Origin of the sequence: Streptomyces sp. NBC_00872 (assembly GCF_045161915.1) — a bacterium.
Classification (GTDB): domain Bacteria; phylum Actinomycetota; class Actinomycetes; order Streptomycetales; family Streptomycetaceae; genus Streptomyces.
Map to the genome: position 1 here is coordinate 848,131 of NZ_CP108806.1, position 15,611 is coordinate 863,741.

At 72.6% G+C, this 15,611-nt stretch carries 17 protein-coding genes; 5 read left to right on the forward strand and 12 right to left on the reverse strand.

What is annotated here, in order from left to right:
• Positions 1-76: 76 nt before the first annotated feature.
• The gene (locus tag OG214_RS03650; protein WP_382857664.1) at positions 77-937 is read right to left on the reverse strand and encodes a polysaccharide deacetylase family protein; all 861 of its coding nucleotides are present in this window, start codon (positions 935-937) and stop codon (positions 77-79) included.
• A gap of 299 nt (positions 938-1,236) precedes the next feature.
• Here OG214_RS03650 and OG214_RS03655 point away from each other — a divergent pair, with 299 nt between their 5' ends.
• Positions 1,237-1,731 carry a universal stress protein gene (locus OG214_RS03655; RefSeq protein WP_405983748.1) on the forward strand — a complete coding sequence of 165 codons (495 nt, stop codon included), beginning with the start codon at positions 1,237-1,239 and terminating at the stop codon, positions 1,729-1,731.
• A 175-nt stretch (positions 1,732-1,906) separates the two neighbouring features.
• Here OG214_RS03655 and OG214_RS03660 read toward each other — a convergent pair whose 3' ends face one another.
• Positions 1,907-3,100, reverse strand: coding sequence for a CapA family protein (locus tag OG214_RS03660; RefSeq protein ID WP_405983749.1), 1,194 nt, complete (start codon positions 3,098-3,100; stop codon positions 1,907-1,909).
• A 263-nt stretch (positions 3,101-3,363) separates the two neighbouring features.
• On the opposite strand from OG214_RS03660, the gene OG214_RS03665 reads away from it, so the two are divergent.
• Positions 3,364-3,939, forward strand: a complete 576-nt coding sequence (locus OG214_RS03665; protein ID WP_363084960.1) for a sigma-70 family RNA polymerase sigma factor — start codon at positions 3,364-3,366, stop codon at positions 3,937-3,939.
• Here OG214_RS03665 and OG214_RS03670 read toward each other — a convergent pair.
• The gene (locus OG214_RS03670) at positions 3,879-4,307 is read right to left on the reverse strand and encodes a zf-HC2 domain-containing protein (RefSeq protein ID WP_405983750.1); all 429 of its coding nucleotides are present in this window, start codon (positions 4,305-4,307) and stop codon (positions 3,879-3,881) included. The genes OG214_RS03665 and OG214_RS03670 overlap by 61 nt on opposite strands.
• Before the next feature lie 71 nt (positions 4,308-4,378).
• Here OG214_RS03670 and OG214_RS03675 point away from each other — a divergent pair, with 71 nt between their 5' ends.
• On the forward strand, positions 4,379-4,963 hold the full coding sequence (locus OG214_RS03675; protein ID WP_383032736.1) for a hypothetical protein: 585 nt from the start codon (positions 4,379-4,381) through the stop codon (positions 4,961-4,963).
• Between the two features lie 125 nt (positions 4,964-5,088).
• Here the strand turns inward: OG214_RS03675 and OG214_RS03680 are convergent, their stop codons facing one another.
• From OG214_RS03680 to OG214_RS03695, 4 genes are all read right to left on the reverse strand, one after another.
• Entirely contained in the window at positions 5,089-6,279 is a 1,191-nt protein-coding gene (locus OG214_RS03680; RefSeq protein ID WP_363084962.1) for a histidine kinase, read from the reverse strand.
• A complete protein-coding gene (locus tag OG214_RS03685) occupies positions 6,276-7,856 on the reverse strand; it encodes a cation acetate symporter (RefSeq protein WP_405983751.1) in 1,581 nt (526 codons plus the stop codon). The genes OG214_RS03680 and OG214_RS03685 overlap by 4 nt, the downstream gene beginning before the upstream one ends.
• Positions 7,853-8,224: a hypothetical protein gene (locus OG214_RS03690; RefSeq protein ID WP_363084964.1), complete on the reverse strand. Its 372-nt coding sequence runs from the start codon at positions 8,222-8,224 to the stop codon at positions 7,853-7,855. Before OG214_RS03690 ends, OG214_RS03685 begins: the two co-directional genes overlap by 4 nt.
• Before the next feature lie 114 nt (positions 8,225-8,338).
• Positions 8,339-9,088 (reverse strand): LytTR family DNA-binding domain-containing protein, encoded by a 750-nt coding sequence (locus OG214_RS03695; RefSeq protein ID WP_363084965.1) that lies wholly within the window; start codon positions 9,086-9,088, stop codon positions 8,339-8,341.
• A gap of 80 nt (positions 9,089-9,168) precedes the next feature.
• Between OG214_RS03695 and OG214_RS03700 the strand changes: the two genes are divergently transcribed.
• A complete protein-coding gene (locus OG214_RS03700) occupies positions 9,169-9,861 on the forward strand; it encodes a zf-HC2 domain-containing protein (RefSeq protein WP_405983752.1) in 693 nt (230 codons plus the stop codon).
• Positions 9,862-9,926: 65 nt separating this feature from the next.
• On the opposite strand, the gene OG214_RS03705 is transcribed toward OG214_RS03700, so the two are convergent.
• Positions 9,927-10,805, reverse strand: coding sequence for a DNA-formamidopyrimidine glycosylase family protein (locus OG214_RS03705; protein WP_363086343.1), 879 nt, complete (start codon positions 10,803-10,805; stop codon positions 9,927-9,929).
• Positions 10,806-10,980: 175 nt separating this feature from the next.
• Here OG214_RS03705 and OG214_RS03710 point away from each other — a divergent pair, with 175 nt between their 5' ends.
• The gene (locus OG214_RS03710; protein WP_365906749.1) at positions 10,981-11,667 is read left to right on the forward strand and encodes an alpha/beta fold hydrolase; all 687 of its coding nucleotides are present in this window, start codon (positions 10,981-10,983) and stop codon (positions 11,665-11,667) included.
• Positions 11,668-11,765: 98 nt separating this feature from the next.
• Here OG214_RS03710 and OG214_RS03715 read toward each other — a convergent pair whose 3' ends face one another.
• The 4 genes from OG214_RS03715 to OG214_RS03730 all read right to left on the reverse strand — a co-directional run bounded on the left by OG214_RS03715 (position 11,766) and on the right by OG214_RS03730 (position 15,547).
• Entirely contained in the window at positions 11,766-12,617 is an 852-nt protein-coding gene (locus OG214_RS03715) for an amidohydrolase family protein (protein WP_363086445.1), read from the reverse strand.
• 15 nt (positions 12,618-12,632) lie between these two features.
• Positions 12,633-12,944, reverse strand: coding sequence for an L-rhamnose mutarotase (locus OG214_RS03720; RefSeq protein ID WP_365905317.1), 312 nt, complete (start codon positions 12,942-12,944; stop codon positions 12,633-12,635).
• Positions 12,941-13,972, reverse strand: a complete 1,032-nt coding sequence (locus tag OG214_RS03725; RefSeq protein WP_405983753.1) for an aldo/keto reductase — start codon at positions 13,970-13,972, stop codon at positions 12,941-12,943. The genes OG214_RS03720 and OG214_RS03725 overlap by 4 nt, the downstream gene beginning before the upstream one ends.
• 147 nt (positions 13,973-14,119) lie before the next feature.
• Positions 14,120-15,547 carry a wax ester/triacylglycerol synthase family O-acyltransferase gene (locus OG214_RS03730; RefSeq protein WP_405983754.1) on the reverse strand — a complete coding sequence of 476 codons (1,428 nt, stop codon included), beginning with the start codon at positions 15,545-15,547 and terminating at the stop codon, positions 14,120-14,122.
• Positions 15,548-15,611: the final 64 nt, after the last annotated feature.

Below are 15,611 nucleotides of genomic sequence, written 5' to 3' on the forward strand. Positions count from 1 at the left end.
GGCCGGCTCACTCGGGCCGGCCGGCCCTTCTGTACGGACATCTCATCGGTGCGGTCGTCTCATCGAACCGCCCGTCTCATCGGTGCGGCACCGCGATGCGGTAGCCGTCCTTGAGCAGTTCGGGCAGATAGAGACGGAGCGCCGCCACGCTCTGCGAGCGGTTGCCGCCCGCGTCGTGCGAGAGGACCACGACCCCCGGACCCGCGCCGTCCAGCACCCTGCTGACGATCGTCTTGGTACCCGGTACGTTCCAGTCGAGGGTGTCGACGGTCCACGCGAGCGGCTCCATGCCCAGTTCGGCGCCGATCTCGAAGGAATGCTTGTTCCAGGCACCGTAGGGCGCCCGGTACCAGAGCGGCGGGATGCCGATGACCTCCTCGATCAGCTCGCTGGTCCGTCCCAGCTGCTTGCGGATGGCGGACGGGGCGAGGCTCGGCACCAGCGGATGGCTCCAGGTGTGGTTGCACACGAGATGCCCGTCGTCGGCGATCTCCCGCAGCAGATCGGGGTACTCCTCGACCATCTCGCCGCAGACGAAGAACATCGCGCGCACGTCGTAGGTTCTGAGCGTACGCAGGATGCCCGGTGTGAAGCGGGGGTCGGGCCCGTCGTCGAAGGTGAGCACCATGCTGCGGCCCAGCTCGGGCAGGGCCAGCAGGGGTTTCTTGCGCACCGGGGGCGCGGCTCTGCGGTAGCCGAGCGGAGCGCTCTCGATCATGGGCTGGAGCCGGTACGCGGAGGGTTTGAGGGGGGCACTGGCCTTCGCTCCCGCCGCCTCCACCGCGTCCTTGGAGCCCGCGGGCGGGGCCGGGACCACGGAGGGACCGGGCGTCTGAGCCTGTCCCGCGGTGATCATCCGGGCGGCGAGAGCGGCGCCGAGGCAGGCGGCGACCCGCAGGACGGCACGGCGCCCCGGAATCATCTGATCCTTTTTCATGACCAATGGCTCGCACGGCGGATGCTTCCGGCCGCTCAGCAACACCCCTAAGCCGGGGGAAAGCACCCGATGGGATGAGCACCGCCCGGCCCCGGGCCCCGCGCGCCGACGGGACCGGAAGTGTCTCACGGATGGCCGACCGGGTGACAATCGCGATCACCCGGCCACCCCCGTGACCAGCGGCCCGTCGACTCGTTCCACGCTGCCGGACGGGCGGCTCTCCGCGCTTCCCGGGCGACCGTCCGGCCGTCCCCGGCCGTCCCCCGCCGTCGCGGACAGCGGTTATGGGGACACCGTTCATGGACAGTCCACCGGGAACGGATAGCCTGCGTGGCGTGACGCAGCAGCCAACCAGATTCGAACGCGGTACCGACGGCCCGAAGGTGATCGTCGTCGGTGTGGACGGATCGCAGTCCTCGTTCCGCGCCGCCGCGTACGCCGGCGGTCTCGCCCGGCGGCAGAACGCGCTCCTCGCCGTCGTCTATGTACAGCCGGTGCTCGCGGCGGGCGCGGCCCTCGGCGCCCCGGTCTCGGAGACGACCGGGGAGATCGCCGAGGGGCTGGTCCAGGAGATCCGCGACGGGATCGAGCGGGTCAAGGACGTCTGGGACGTCCGCTGGGAGTTCCACACCTTCCACGGAGACCCGTACAACGGACTGGTCACCGCGGCCGACGAGTTGAAGGCCGACGCCGTGGTGGTCGGTGCCTCCGAGTCGGCGGGGCACCGGATCGTCGGCTCGGTGGCGGTACGGCTGGTCAAGGCGGGCCGCTGGCCGGTGACGGTCGTCCCGTAACCGGCCGCCCACGACGGATCCGCGGGACCACGCGGATCCGCCGGTCCCGGCGGGTCCTGCCGCCGAGGGGCCGTGACCGCCGCGCCCGCGAGGCCCGTGACCGCCGTCCGCCGTCCGCTCGCGCTCTCCGGCGGACACGGGCACCCGCCGGGCTCCCCGGCCTCCCGCGCGGCCCTCAGCGGCCCATCGTGAGCCCGTCCGCCGCGGCGCCCCGGCTGAGGACCGCCTCGCTGATGTCCGACTGGATCTCGCGGTAGTCGTCCCGTCCCGGATCCCGCTGTACGGCCTCCGGCAGATGGACCACCCGCAGGGTGTCCAGATCCATCATCTGCGGGATGAACTCGGCCTTCTTCACCTGCCAGCGCTCCCCCTTCGCGGCGGGCGGCGCGAAGGTGAAGCGGCCGATCGAGCCATGGTTGCCCCGCCCGTCGAGTTCGCCGTCGTCGTTGGTCATCGTGCCGGCGACCTGGTCGCCCATCCCGTAGATGATCCAGGTGCCGTTGACCTTCTGGTACGGCTGCGGCACATGCGCGTGGGTGCCCAGGATCAGATCGATGTCGGGCCGGTTCCCACTGCGGGACGCGGTGAGTTTCTTACCCAGTTCGAGCTGTTCCGCGTCGGGCTCCGTCTGCCACTCGGTGCCCCAGTGCACGCTGACCACGACGACATCGGCCCCGGCGCTCCGCGCGGCGCGCGCGTCGGCGATGATCTGGTCCTCGTCGAGAAGACCGACCGCCCACGGCTGGTCCTCGGGGAACGGGGCGTCGTTGGTGCCGAAGGTGTACGCGAGCTGGGCGACCTTGGCGCCGCCCGCCTTCATCAGGGCGGGGCGCATGGCCTCCGCGGCCGAGCGGGCCGAGCCCGCGTGTCCGACGCCCGCCTTGTCGAGGGCGTCGAGGGTGCGCCGTACCCCGTCGGCTCCGTCGTCCAGGCTGTGGTTCGACGCGGTGGAGCAGGAGTCGTAACCGGTGTCCTTCAGCCCCTGGGCGATCTCCGGCGGTGAGACGAAGGCGGGGTAGCCGCTGTACGGGCCGCCCTCCTCGCCGTACACGGTCTCCATATGACAGATCGCCAGATCCGCGCCGGAGACAACGGGCTTGACGGCGGCGAACATCGGCGCGAAGTCGTAGCCGTCGCCCTCCGCGTCGGCCTCTCCCTGGGCGATGACGGAGTCGTGCGGAAGGACGTCACCCGTGGCGACCAGGGTGAATCCGCCCTTCCGTGCGGCACCGTCCGCCGCTGTGCCGGCCGGGCCGTGGTGCGGCGGACGGTCGTGGGTGGCGGGCCGCCCGGGTCCCGCGCAGGCCGCCGCGGTTCCCAGAAGCACCGCGGCGGCGGCCATCGCTCCTTGTCGCATGCGCTTGGTCATGAGCCGTACTCCGTCTTTCGGGGATATCGACGCAATGAATCCATATAGTCCTATAAATGGATGTCAAGTAACCGAGCCGACAAGACCGGAGAAAGGGACCGAACGCCCCCACCGGACCGTTCATCGCACCACTCGTCGCAGTGAGCGACCGCTCGTCGCAGACCTCTGCGCTCCGTCTGTCCCTCGGCGCCGCCATGCGCTCGTATACGGCAGGCGGCAGCACCACCGCAGGACAGCGAACCCGACGGGAAAGGGCGTTCACGATGACCACCGCCACGGCCACGGAGACGACCGACGAGCGGGCGCTGAAGGAGCTCCAGCGCGCGCACGGCCCGGCCCTGATGAACTTTCTGCTGGGGCTGACCTACGGCGACCGGCAGCGCGCCGAGGATCTGGCCCAGGAGACGCTGGTACGGGCCTGGCAGCACCCCGAGGCGTTCGAGGCGCCCTTCGACTCCATGCGGCCCTGGCTGTTCACGGTCGGCCGCAGGCTGGCGATCGACGCGCGCAGGTCCCGGATGGCCCGGCCCAGCGAGGTCAGCGACGGGATACTCGCCGCCACGCCCGATCCGGAGGACCGCACGGAGAGCGCGGTCGCGGTGCTCGACGTACGGGAGGCGGTGAAGACGCTGAGCCACGAGCACCGCGCGGTCCTGGTGCAGATCTACTTCCGGGGGCTGAGCGTCGGTGAGACCGCGCGGACGCTGGGGATTCCGGAAGGCACGGTCAAGTCCCGCTCGTACTACGCGCTACGGGCGCTGAGCCGCTCCCTGCCCGGCTACAGCAGGTCGTCCTCGTCGCAGAGCGCGAGCAGCGACGGCATGCCGGCCACCTCCTGATAGGCGGCGCCGCACAGGTCGCAGCCGGCGAGATGGTCCATGACCCGCCGGTCCTCCTCGGGTGCGAGCGCCCCGAGCGCGTAGGCGCCGAGCAGTAGGCGCACATGCGGGCCGGCCGGACCGGGACCCGGACCGGGGCGCGGCTCGACGCGCGGCTCGATGTCCGGCTCGATGTCCGGCTCGATGTCCGGCTCGACACGCGGCCCGGCGCACGGCTCGGCACCGGAGTCCGGGTACCGGTCCGACGATGGGCCGGAATCAGTCGTTCCGCCGTCGGAGTCCGCCGTTCCACCGCCGTCCGCGGTACCGCCGGCCACACCCGTCACAATCCGCTCCCGTCCGCCGTCGGATCCTGCCCTTCTGGCCACGCGAGGCGCCCTCCGCCGGTTCAATGCTCCCTGAAGCAGGCTTCGGGGGAAGGAAGGAAGGCGGAAAAGCGATGCGTCCGGAAAGTACCGAAGGGGTAGGCGGAGGCGGTCTGCTGGTGCCGATGGCTTGGATGTACGCCGAGTACATCGCCGACGAGCTGCTGCGCACCGGTGATCTGATGCCGCCGACGACACTGGAGTACCGGGCCGGCCGGGACGCGCTGGCCCTGACCATTTTCCTCTCCGACGGCCCGGTGAGCAGCCGACGGTTCCAAGGGCTCGTGGCCCGGATGGACGAATGGCGCTCGCTCACCGCGTACGGCACGAGCTGGCGCGACTGGGTCTGCGGGCGGCTCGACCGGCTGGAGGCGGCCGCCTTCGAAGCCGGCTCCCGGACCCGTGATCCGGATCTGGAGCTGGCGGGCGCGGCCTGGCGGTGGCTGGAGGAGACGGAGCTGCTGGCTGCCGATCTCGACGCCGTGGGTCCGGCGTGCGGGGATCCGGCCGGCGGGGATCCCTTCATGCCCGGAGGGCACGGGACGGCCTCGGCGGAGCGGGGGTTCGGAGCGGGCGGAGAGGAGGAGGGTCCCCAGGTGTGGACGCCGGCGTGGCAGCTCGGGCTGCCGCTGGGCCATCTGGCGACGCAGCTGTTCTGACCGGGACGGATCCATGCCGGGACACACCGGGACACACCGGGCGCGCCGACCCCACCGTGTCCGCCCGGGTACCGAGGTACGGAGGTGCCGGGGGGTGAGGGCGCGGGGACTGAGGACGCGGGGCCTCAGGTGCCGTGTACGCCCGCCCGGTATTTGGGTATCCGTACGGTGATCTTCGTACCGGCGTCCACTCCCGTCTCGATGACCAGCCCGTACTCGTCCCCGTAGACCTGGCGGAGCCGTTCGTCCACATTGAGCAGTCCGATCCCGGTGGACGCGCCGCCCTCACCGCGCAGGATCCGGCGCAGCCGGTCCGGCTCCATACCGACACCGTCGTCCTCGATCACCACCTCGGCCTCCGCTCCGGCGTCGAGCGCGCTGATGGTGATACGGCTCCGGGTGACGGCTCCTTCGAGTCCGTGCTTGACCGCGTTCTCGACGAGCGGCTGAAGGCAGAGGAACGGCATCGCGACGGGCAGGACCTCGGGGGCGACCTGGAGGGTGACCGAGAGCCGTTCGCCGAAGCGGGCCCGTACCAGCGCCAGATACTGGTCGATCGAGTGCAGCTCGTCGGCGAGGGTGGTGAAGTCACCGTGCCTGCGGAACGAGTAGCGGGTGAAGTCGGCGAACTCCAGCAGGAGTTCACGGGCCCGCTCCGGGTCGGTGCGGACGAACGAGGCGATGGCGGCCAGGGAGTTGAAGATGAAGTGCGGCGAGATCTGGGCCCGCAGCGCCTTGATCTCGGCCTCGATCAGCCGGGTGCGGGAGCGGTCCAGCTCGGCCAGTTCGAGCTGGACGGAGACCCAGCGCGCGACCTCTCCCGCCGCCCTGGCCAGCACCGCCGACTCGCGTGGCGCGTAGGCGACCAGGGTGCCGAGCACCCGGTGGTCGACGGTGAGCGGGGCCGCCACCGCCCAGCGCAGCGGACAGTCGAGATCGCCGCAGCCGCTGGCGAAGGCGGTGTCACGGCCGCTGTCCAGCAGCGTCCGCACATGGTCCATCACATGTCTGCCGTGGTGCTCGCCCAGACCGTCCCAGGCGAGGACCCGCTCCCGGTCGGTCAGACAGAGCGCGTCGGTGCCGAGCAGGGAGCGGAGTCTGCGGGCGGCCTTGCGCGCGCTCTCCTCGGTGAGCCCGGCCCTGAGCGGCGGGGCGGCGAGCGAGGCGGTGTGCAGGGTCTCGAAGGTGGCGTGTTCCACGGGGGTGCCCACATCGCTGGTCCGCTCGGGGCGCGCGGTGCGCCGGCCGAGGACGAAGCCGCCCGCGAGCAGCAGCGGGCCGAGGACGATCAGTACGGCGAGGGCCGCGCCGCTCATCGGACACCTCCCGTACCGCTCGTACCACCGGCGCTGTCGGCACCACTGCTACCGGTCGGACCACTGGTACCGGTCGGACCGCCCGCACCGCCAGGACCGCCGCGCGCGCCCGGCATCAGGGCCTCCGGCAGATGGAACCGTGTCATGGCGGCGTTGGTGCCGGGCGGTATCCGGCCGCGCGTGGCCAGGGACACCAGGATCATCGCGAGGAAGCCGACCGGCACCGACCAGACGGCGGGCCAGGCGAGCAGCGCGTGCGGCCAGCCGGACCGTACCGTGCCGCTCACCGTGATCACCGTGGCGGCGAACGCCAGCCCTCCGCCGAGCAGCAGCCCGGCGATCGCGCCCGGCGGGGTGAGCCGCCGCCACCAGATGCCCAGCACCAGCAGCGGACAGAACGAGGACGCGGAGACCGCGAAGGCCATCCCGACGGAGTCGGCCACGGGCATCCCGCTGACCAGCAGGGAGCCGCCGAGCGGTACGGCCATGGCGAGCGGGGTGGCCAGTCTGAAGTGCCGTACGCCACGCGACGGAAGGACATCCTGGGTGAGGACCCCCGCGACGGCCATGGTCAGCCCGGAGGCGGTGGACAGGAACGCGGCGAAGGCCCCGCCCGCGACCAGCGCGCCCAGCAGCGCCCCGCCGAGACCGCCGATCGCGCGCTCCGGGAGCAGCAGTACGGCGGCGTCGGCGTTCGCGCCGTGGGGCAGTTCGGCCACGTACAGCCTGCCCAGCGCGCCGTAGACGGGCGGCAGCAGATAGAACGCGCCGATCAGCGCCAGGACGAAGACGGTGGTGCGGCGGGCGGCCCGGCCGTTGGGGCTGGTGTAGAAGCGGACGACGACATGGGGCAGCCCCATGGTGCCGAGGAAGGTCGCCACGATCAGTCCGTAGGTCGCGTAGAGAGGATGGTCGGCGCGGCCGGCGACGGCGCCGGTCAGTCCGAGATCGACACGCGGCCGGCCGTCGCCCTGCCAGGCCAGCAGCAGGAAGAGCGCCGGTACGAGCAGCGCGGTGAGCTTGAGCCAGTACTGGAACGCCTGGACGAAGGTGATGCTGCGCATACCGCCCGCCGCGACCGCGACCACCACGACGAGGGCGACGAGCACCCCGCCGAACCAGTCGGGCGCTCCGGTGAGAATCCTCAGGGTCAGCCCCGCGCCCTGGAGTTGGGGCACGAGATACAGCCAGCCCGCGCCGACCACGAACACACTCACCAGCCGGCGTACCGCGCGTGATTCGAGCCGTCCCTCGGCGAAGTCGGGGAGCGTGTACGCCCCGGAGCGGCGCAGCGGCGCGGCCACGAAGACCAGCAGCACCAGATAGCCGGCGGTGTAGCCGACCGGATACCAGAGCATGTCGGGGCCGTGCAGCAGCACCAGGCCCGCGACACCGAGGAAGGAGGCCGCGGAGAGATACTCACCGCTGATCGCGGCGGCGTTGAGCCCGGGTCCCACGCTGCGGGAGGCGACATAGAAGTCGGAGGTGGTACGAGAGATCCGCAGCCCGAAGCCGCCAACGAGAACGGTGGCGAGGACGACGACGGTGACGGCCGTCACCGTATAACTCTGGCTCATGGAGCGGGCCGGCCCTTCACCAGCCGGGCGAAATCACGCTCGTTGCGCTCCGCTCGCCGTACGTACCACCAGGCGAGCAGCGTGAGCAGCGGATAGGCGGCGAAGCCGAGCACCACCCAGACCGCCGTCGTGTCCCGCAGCGCGGCGAAGGCCAGCGGCAGCGTGCCGGCGACCAGCGCGAGCACGGCGAACGCGGAGAGCCCGGCCCGTAGTTGACTGCGCATCAGGGAGCGGACATAGGCGTCGCCGAGGGCGGTCTGCTCCTCGATCTCCGCCTGGGCGCGGTAGCGGGGCAGCGGCCGTACCCGCCGGGGCTCGCCGGTGACGACCTCGCGCCGGGGCGCGGGCTGCCGGGACTCCCCCGTCATCCTCGCTCCTCCCCGTCCGGCCCGCGCCGGTCCCGCCCCGCTGCCGTATCCGGAACCGCCCTGTACCCGGGCCCGGAGTGTACGCAGCCGGGCGATCCCGGGGGAAGGGCCTGGTCAGCGCCCGCTCTGTCGCATCAGGAGATCGCGCAGGGCGCGGGCGTGGCGCCGGCTGACGGCCAGCTCGGCGTCCCCGACACGCACGCTCATCGTGCCCGCGTCCAGCCGCAGTTCGTCGATCCGGGCCAGCGCGACCAGATGGCGGCGGTGGATCCGGACGAAGCCGCGGGTCCGCCAGCGCTCCTCCAGGGTGGTGAGGGGAATCCGTACGAGATGGCTGCCGCTGTCGGTATGCAGCCGGGCGTAGTCGCCCTGCGCCTCGGCGTAGGCGATGTCGTCGACGGCGACGAAGCGGATCACCCCGCCGAGTTCCACGGGTATCTGATCGGCGGCGGGCACCTGCGCGGGGCCGCGCTCCCCCACCAGTTCGGCGACCCGGCGCACGGCCTCGGCGAGCCGCTCCCTGCGGACGGGTTTGAGGACATAGTCGACGGCCTTCAGATCGAAGGCCTGGACGGCGAAGCCCTCGTGCGCGGTGACGAAGACGATCAGCGGCGGCTCGGCGAAGCCCGCCAGCAGCTTGGCGACATCGAGCCCGGTCAGCCCGGCCATATGGATGTCGAGGAAGACCACGTCGACGGCGGCGGAGCCGTCGGGCCCCGCGTCGAGCGCGGCACCGATCCGGCGCAGCGCCTCGGTGGCGCTGGTGGCGCCCTCGGCGCTGCGGACCCGCCGGTCGGCCCTGAGCAGATAGAGAAGCTCTTCGAGCGCCGGTTCCTCGTCGTCCACGGCCAGTACGCGCAGCATGACGCCGGAGTGTAGGTCCTCGAACACACGATGGCTTCCCCGGCTTGAGTGATTCCGCGCTCCGATGCGTACCAGACACCATGCGGACCTTGGACCTCCATCGTGATGTCGGCGCCTACACGCTGGGCGTGCTCGACGCCGCGGACGCCTTCCGCTTCGAGGACCATCTGATGGAGTGTCCGCGGTGCGCTCTGCTGCTGGCCGACCTCGGTGGTGTGAAGGCGCAGCTCGACGAGTACGCGCGGCGGACGCCCGCCGGGGTGGCGCCGTTCGCCCCCGCGAGCCCGGAGCTGCTGGCCGGGCTGCTGGCCAGGACCGCCGCGGGGCGGCGCGCCGGCCGGGGACGGCGGCTCGCGCTGGTGGCCGCGGCGGCGGTGCTCGTCGTGGGCGGTCCGCTCGCCGCCCTGCGGCTGGCCCCGGGGCCGGATCCGGGCGCCGCGCGGGCCGTACGGTGGACCGCGTCGGACCGGGCGACGGGGACGGCGGCCGTGGTCACGGCCGCGGAGACGGGATGGGGCACGGATGTCGGGCTGGAGCTGGTACGGCCGGGCGCGGCCGGTGTCTGCGCCCTGATCGCGGTGGGGGTGGACGGTTCACGGGAGACCGTGACGACCTGGGCCGCGCGCGCCGGGGACGGGGCGGCGCTGGTCACCCGGGGCGGGGCGGCGCTGCGTCCCGATCAGATCGACCACTTCGAGGTACGGAGCGCGGACGGCCGCCGGCTGGTGACGATCGGCGGAGGGCCGGACCGTACGGCGCGTCCCTCCGCGTGAGAGGTCCCGGACGCACTCGCGCTGCCGGACCCGCGTGAGCGATCGAACCCGCTCGCGCGGCCGGGCTATTTGAGCAGCCGGGACAGTCTGCGGTCGGCGAGCGGTTTGCCGCCGGTCTGGCAGGTGGGGCAGTACTGGAGCGAGGAGTCGCTGAAGGAGACCTCCCGGATGGTGTCACCGCAGACCGGACAGGCCTGGCCCGTACGGCCGTGCACCCGCAGCCCGCTCTTCTTCTCCGCCTTGAGCCGCCCGGCGGCCACCCCGCGCGAGCGTTCCACGGCCTCGCGCAGGGTGGACCGCAGCGCTTCGTAGAGGAGGGTGATCTCGTCCTCGGAGAGATTCTGGACCGGTTTGAACGGGGACATCTTCGCGGCATGCAGGATCTCGTCGCTGTACGCGTTGCCGATGCCGGCGATCAGCCGCTGGTCCCTCAGCGCGCCCTTGATCTGCCGCCGTTCACCGGCGAGCAGCCGGGCGAACGCGTCCCGGTCGAAGGAGCCGTCGAGCGGATCGGGTCCGAGCCGTTCGATACCGGGGACCTGGGCCGGGTCATGGACGAGATGGACCGCGAGCCGTTTGGTGGTGCCCGCCTCGGTCAGATCGAAGCCCTCTCCCCCGGCGAGGACGACCCGCAGCGCGAGCGGGCCCTTCCCGGGCCGGGGCGGCTCCGGCGGGAACGAGTCCTTCCAGCGGAGCCAGCCCGCCCGCGCGAGATGGACGGCGAGATGGAGCTCCGTGCCGCCGTCGGCGCCGGCCGCGACGATGTCGAGATACTTGCCGTGGCGGGCGATGGCGGTGACGGTGGCGCCCTCCAGGACGGAGAGCGGCGGATCATAGGTCTTGAGGACATTGACCGTCAGGGGCAGGACGCGGACGATCTCCTTGCCCACGAGCTGGTCGTCGAGGAACTCGCGCAGCGCTTCGACTTCGGGTACTTCCGGCATGCGTCAAGGGTGCCGCAGTCCCCGTACGGCTGCCCGGTGAACCATGCGTCGCCGGCACACGCGGGCAGGCCATGCCCGTCCGGCTCCGCAGGACCAGGTCCGTACGACCAGGTCCGTACGACCAGCAAGAGGGGCGCCCCACGTGGGCCCCGCCCGTCGGAAGAGAGGCCCCCGCGTGTCCGTGAGCGATCGCCGCGCGTCCGTTCAGTCGGCCCTGGTTCTGGACAGGACCTCGCCACGGCCCCGCGCCGCCGTCCTGGTACTGCACGGCGGACGCTCGAAGGGCGAGCGGCCACCGGGCCGGGTGAACGCGCCTGGAGTGCGGATGTGGCCCTTCACCTGGGGGGTGCTGCGGGCCACCGAGGGATACGACGTGGTCGTGGGCCGGGTGCGCTACCGCTACCAGGGGTGGAACGGCGGGCGGGCCGACGCGGCCCGTGACGCGCGCCGGGCGCTCGACGAGCTGGAGCAGCTCGCGGGCCCGGTGCCGGTGGTGCTCGTAGGGCACTCGATGGGAGGGCGCGCCGCCCTGGCCGTCGCGGGGCACGAGCGGGTCAGCGGGGTGGTGGGGCTCGCGCCCTGGTGCCCGCGCGGCGAGCCGGTGGAGCAGCTCGCGGGCCGCCGCGCGGTGCTGCTGCACGGCGACCGTGACCGGGTGACGGATCCGCGCGAGAGCGTCGAGCTGGCGGCCCGCGCCCGGGAGGCGGGCGCGGAGGCCTGTGCCGTACTGCTGCCGGGCGGCGATCACGCGATGCTGCGCCGGGCGGGCACCTGGCACCGGCTGACCACCGGCTCGGTCACCGCGCTGCTGGGCATGGACCCGTATCCGGCGGCGGTACGGCGGGCACTGCGCCCCGGCTGACCCGTACGGGCCCGCCACCGCCCGCCCGCCACCACCCGCCCCCGGCGCGTTCCCGGCCGGCCCCGCCGGCCGCGCGGCCGACCGGGAACGCGCCCGGTTCACAGTCCGTAGACGCGCCGCGCGGTCGCGCCGAAGACGGCGCCGCGCTCGTCCTCGCCCAGTCCGTCGGTCACCACCCGCGCCGCGTCGAACACCTCGCCGTAGGTCCCGGCCAGCCGGCACACGGGCCAGTCGGAGCCGAACATCAGCCGGCCGGGGCCGAAGGCGTCGAGGACCGTGTCCGCGTAAGGGCGCAGTCCGTTGGCCGTCCAGGAGTCCCAGTCGGCCTCGGTGACCATGCCGGAGAGTTTGCAGACGGTGTTGGGACGGGCGGCCAGCGTCTTGATGTGCCCCGCCCAGGGATCGAGCGCACCGTCCGCGATCGGCGGTTTGCCGAGATGGTCGAGGACGAAGGTGAGCTGTGGCAGCAGCGCCGCCGCCTCCGCCGCGGCGGGCAGCTGGTGCGGGAGGACGACCAGGTCGTACACGAGACCCGCGTCGGCGATCGCGGCCAGCCCGCGCTGTACGTCCGGACGCAGCAGCCACCGGGGGTCCGGCTCGCCCTGCACCTGGTGGCGTATCCCCACGAGCCGGTCGCCGCCGGGCAGTTCGCGCAGCGCGGCAAGGGTGTCGGCGATCCCGGGCGCGGTGAGATCGGTCCAGCCGACGACGCCCGCGACCAGTTCGCTGCCCTGGGCCGCGGCGAGGAACTCGGGGGTCTCCTCGGGGACGCAGACGGTCTGGACGAGAACGGTGGCCGTCACCCCCGCGGCGCGCGCCTCCGGCGCCAGATCGTCGAGGGTGAAGTTCCGGCGGATCGGTGCCATCGCGGGACCGGTGATCCACTCCTGGTCGCGTACGGACAGATCCCAGAGGTGGTGGTGGGCGTCGACGGCGTTCAGCGGTGTCATCGAGGTCACCGGGTGTCAGAGCTCCCAGACGACGGGCAGTCCGGCGTCGGCGCCGGCCGCGGAGTAGTCGTGCCGGACATCGAGCAGCTCGGCCATCCTAGCCTGCCAGGCGACATTGACCGGCAGCTGGTCCAGCTCGGCGAGAAGGCGCGGATAGTCCTCGCACTCCAGCAGATGGAAGAGATCGGTGCCGCTGCGCCAGATCGTCCAGGAGGTGGCGCCCGCCGCGCGGATCGCGGCGGTGAGTTCGGCGGGCACCTCGCGGTGCGCGGCCTCGTACCGCTCGATCCGGTCCGCGCGGACCGTGGTGTGCAGGGCGACCCTCATGACAGCGCTCCGTCCTCGGCCGGCCGTGCCGCGGCCGGCGGCTCCTCGCCCGGCGGGCCCTCCGCCAGCAGTCCCTCCGCGCGCAGCTCGGCCCAGAGGTCCTCGGGGACGGTACGGGCGGCCAGTTCGGCCGCGTCCTGTACCTCCGCCGCCGACCGGGTTCCGACGAGCACGCTGGCGACGGCGGGATGACGCAGGGGGTAGTGCAGGGCCGCGGCGCGCAGCGGGACCCCGTGGCGCCGGGTCACGGCGTCCATCCGCAGGGCCCGCTCCAGCAGTGCGGGCGGCGCCGCGGTGTAGTCGTAGGTCGCGCCGGGGCGCGGATCGGCGAGCAGCCCCGAGTTGAAGACCCCGCCGACGACGACGCTCCTGCCGCGGGCGGCGGCCTCGGGCAGCAGTTCGGTGAGCGCCGACTGGTCGAGCAGGGTGAAACGGCCCGCGCACAGGACGACATCGGTGTCGGTGTCTCGAAGGAAGCGGGTGAGCATCGCCGTCTGGTTCATCCCGGCGCCGATGGCACCGACGACCCCTTCGGCACGCAGCCGCTCCAGCGCCGGATACGCCTGGTGGAAGGCCTCTTCGGCGTGGGTGTCGGGGTCGTGCAGATAGACGATGTCGATACGGTCGAGCCCGAGCCGTCCGAGACTGGCGTCGATGCTGCGGCGGATGCCGTCGGCGCTGAAGTCCCAGACCCGGCGGTGGGTGGCCGGTACGGCGAAGCCATGGGCCAGATCGTCGTCGACGGGAGCGCCCCCGGCGACGGGTTCGAGCAGCCGGCCGACCTTGGTGGAGAGGGTGTACTCGTCGCGCGGCCGGTCGCGCAGCGCCTCGCCGAGCCGCCGCTCCGAGAGTCCGAGCCCGTAGTGCGGCGCCGTGTCGAAGTACCGGATGCCCGCGTCCCAGGCCGCGTCGACCGCCGCCGTGGCCCGCCCGGGGTCGACCGGGGTGTAGAGATTGCCGATCCCGGCCGCCCCGAAGGACAGTCCGGTCACCCGGACCGCACCGCGTCCGAGCGTGGTGTACCGCATACCGCCGCCTCCCCATGTGCCGACGCCCGTGTTCCGTCGTCGATCACGACGAATATTCATCGGATGACTGAGTGCCGTCAACACCCCTGAAGCAGCTTTCTGGGGTTCTTCGCCGATAATCTGTCCGATCTCTTTACGGGACCGGGGCTACAGGGTGACACGGAGAAGTTCATCCAGTTCATCGGTCATCCCGCGCGCCAGCCGGTCCAGGTCCGGTACGGCCTTGCCGTCGGCGACCAGTCCCACATGGACCCGCCCGCCGTAGGTGGTCAGCGCCACCGCCAGGGACTGTCCGCGTGCCAGCGGCGCCATCGGATACACCTCGCGCAGCGGGCAGCCGCCCAGCGAGAGGGTCGAGCGCGGCAGCGGCACGCTGGTCACCAGGATGTCGAAGAGCATTCTGGCGGCGCTGCCCGCCAGCGGCGCCGCGAGCCGGTGCGCCAGCGGCGGCAGTTGGTCCGCGAGTACGGCGACCGCGCCGGCGCCGCGTGAGGGACCGCCGGCCTTGTTGCGGTGCATCCCCCGGCGGACGAGGGCCAGCCGGACCCGGGGATCGGCCTCGGCGACCGGGAGGGCGAGGAGATACGCCGAGAGCTTGTTGCCGGATCCCGGCGGGCTGCCGGGGCGGCGCCGGGAGACGGGTACGAGGGCGCGCGGGGGCGCGGCGGGCAGCCGCTCGCCCCGCTCCAGCATCCAGCGCCGCAGCGCCCCGGCCACCGTCGCGAGCAGGACGTCGTTGGGCGTGCCGCCCGCCCCCCTGCGGATCCGCTGGACGTCCGCCAGATCGAGCACGGCGGTGGCGAGCCTGCGCGTACCGCTGGATCCGGCGGTGAGCGCGGGTGTGCCGCGCGGGTCGAGCCGGCTGGCCCGTACGACCGAGGCACCGATACCGACCGCCCGGCCCAGCTCCTCGATCCGGCCCCTGGCCAGCCCCGCCACCTGCCAGGGGCCCGGCAGCCAGGACCTCGGCGGCACCGGTCTGACCCGGCGGACCCCGGCCGCCCGCGCGTCGGCGATCTGGTCGAAGATGCCTGCGCCGATGGCGACCGCGCGCATCCCGTCGGCGAGGGCGTGGTGCAGTTTCACCAGGACGGCGAAGGGCCCGCCGCCCGTCCCCGCCGGCCTGCCCGCTCCCGTCGTTCTGCCCGCCCCTGTCGGTCTGCCCGCTCGCCGTCCCGCCCGTTCCCCGGCCGCGTCCCTCGGTGTCAGGAGATACATCTCCCAGGGCGGAATGCCACGCTCCAGCGGACGCTCCATCAGCTCCCCCGCCAGCCGCGCGGCCTGGGCCGCGAACTCTCCCTCGGGCAGCGTCAGCCGCCGTACGTGCCGCCGTACGTCGAAGTCCTTGTCGGCCGCCCAGGCGGCGCCGCCGACCGGGAGCCAGACGTCCCGTACGCGCATCCGCAGCCGGGGAATGGCAGCGGCGCGCGCGGCGAGGAGTTCCAGCAGCCCCGCACCGCCCGCCGTACCGGGCGCGGCGGTGAAGACGGCGAGCGCACCGAGATGCATGGGGTGGTCGGCGGATTCGAGATGCCAGAAAGCCAGATCGAGAGGTGCCAGCAGCTCGGTGGTCAAGGGAGCCTCAGATCGTAGAAGGCAATATTACGGTTAAGTATGATCACTTTGCATACAGTTAACG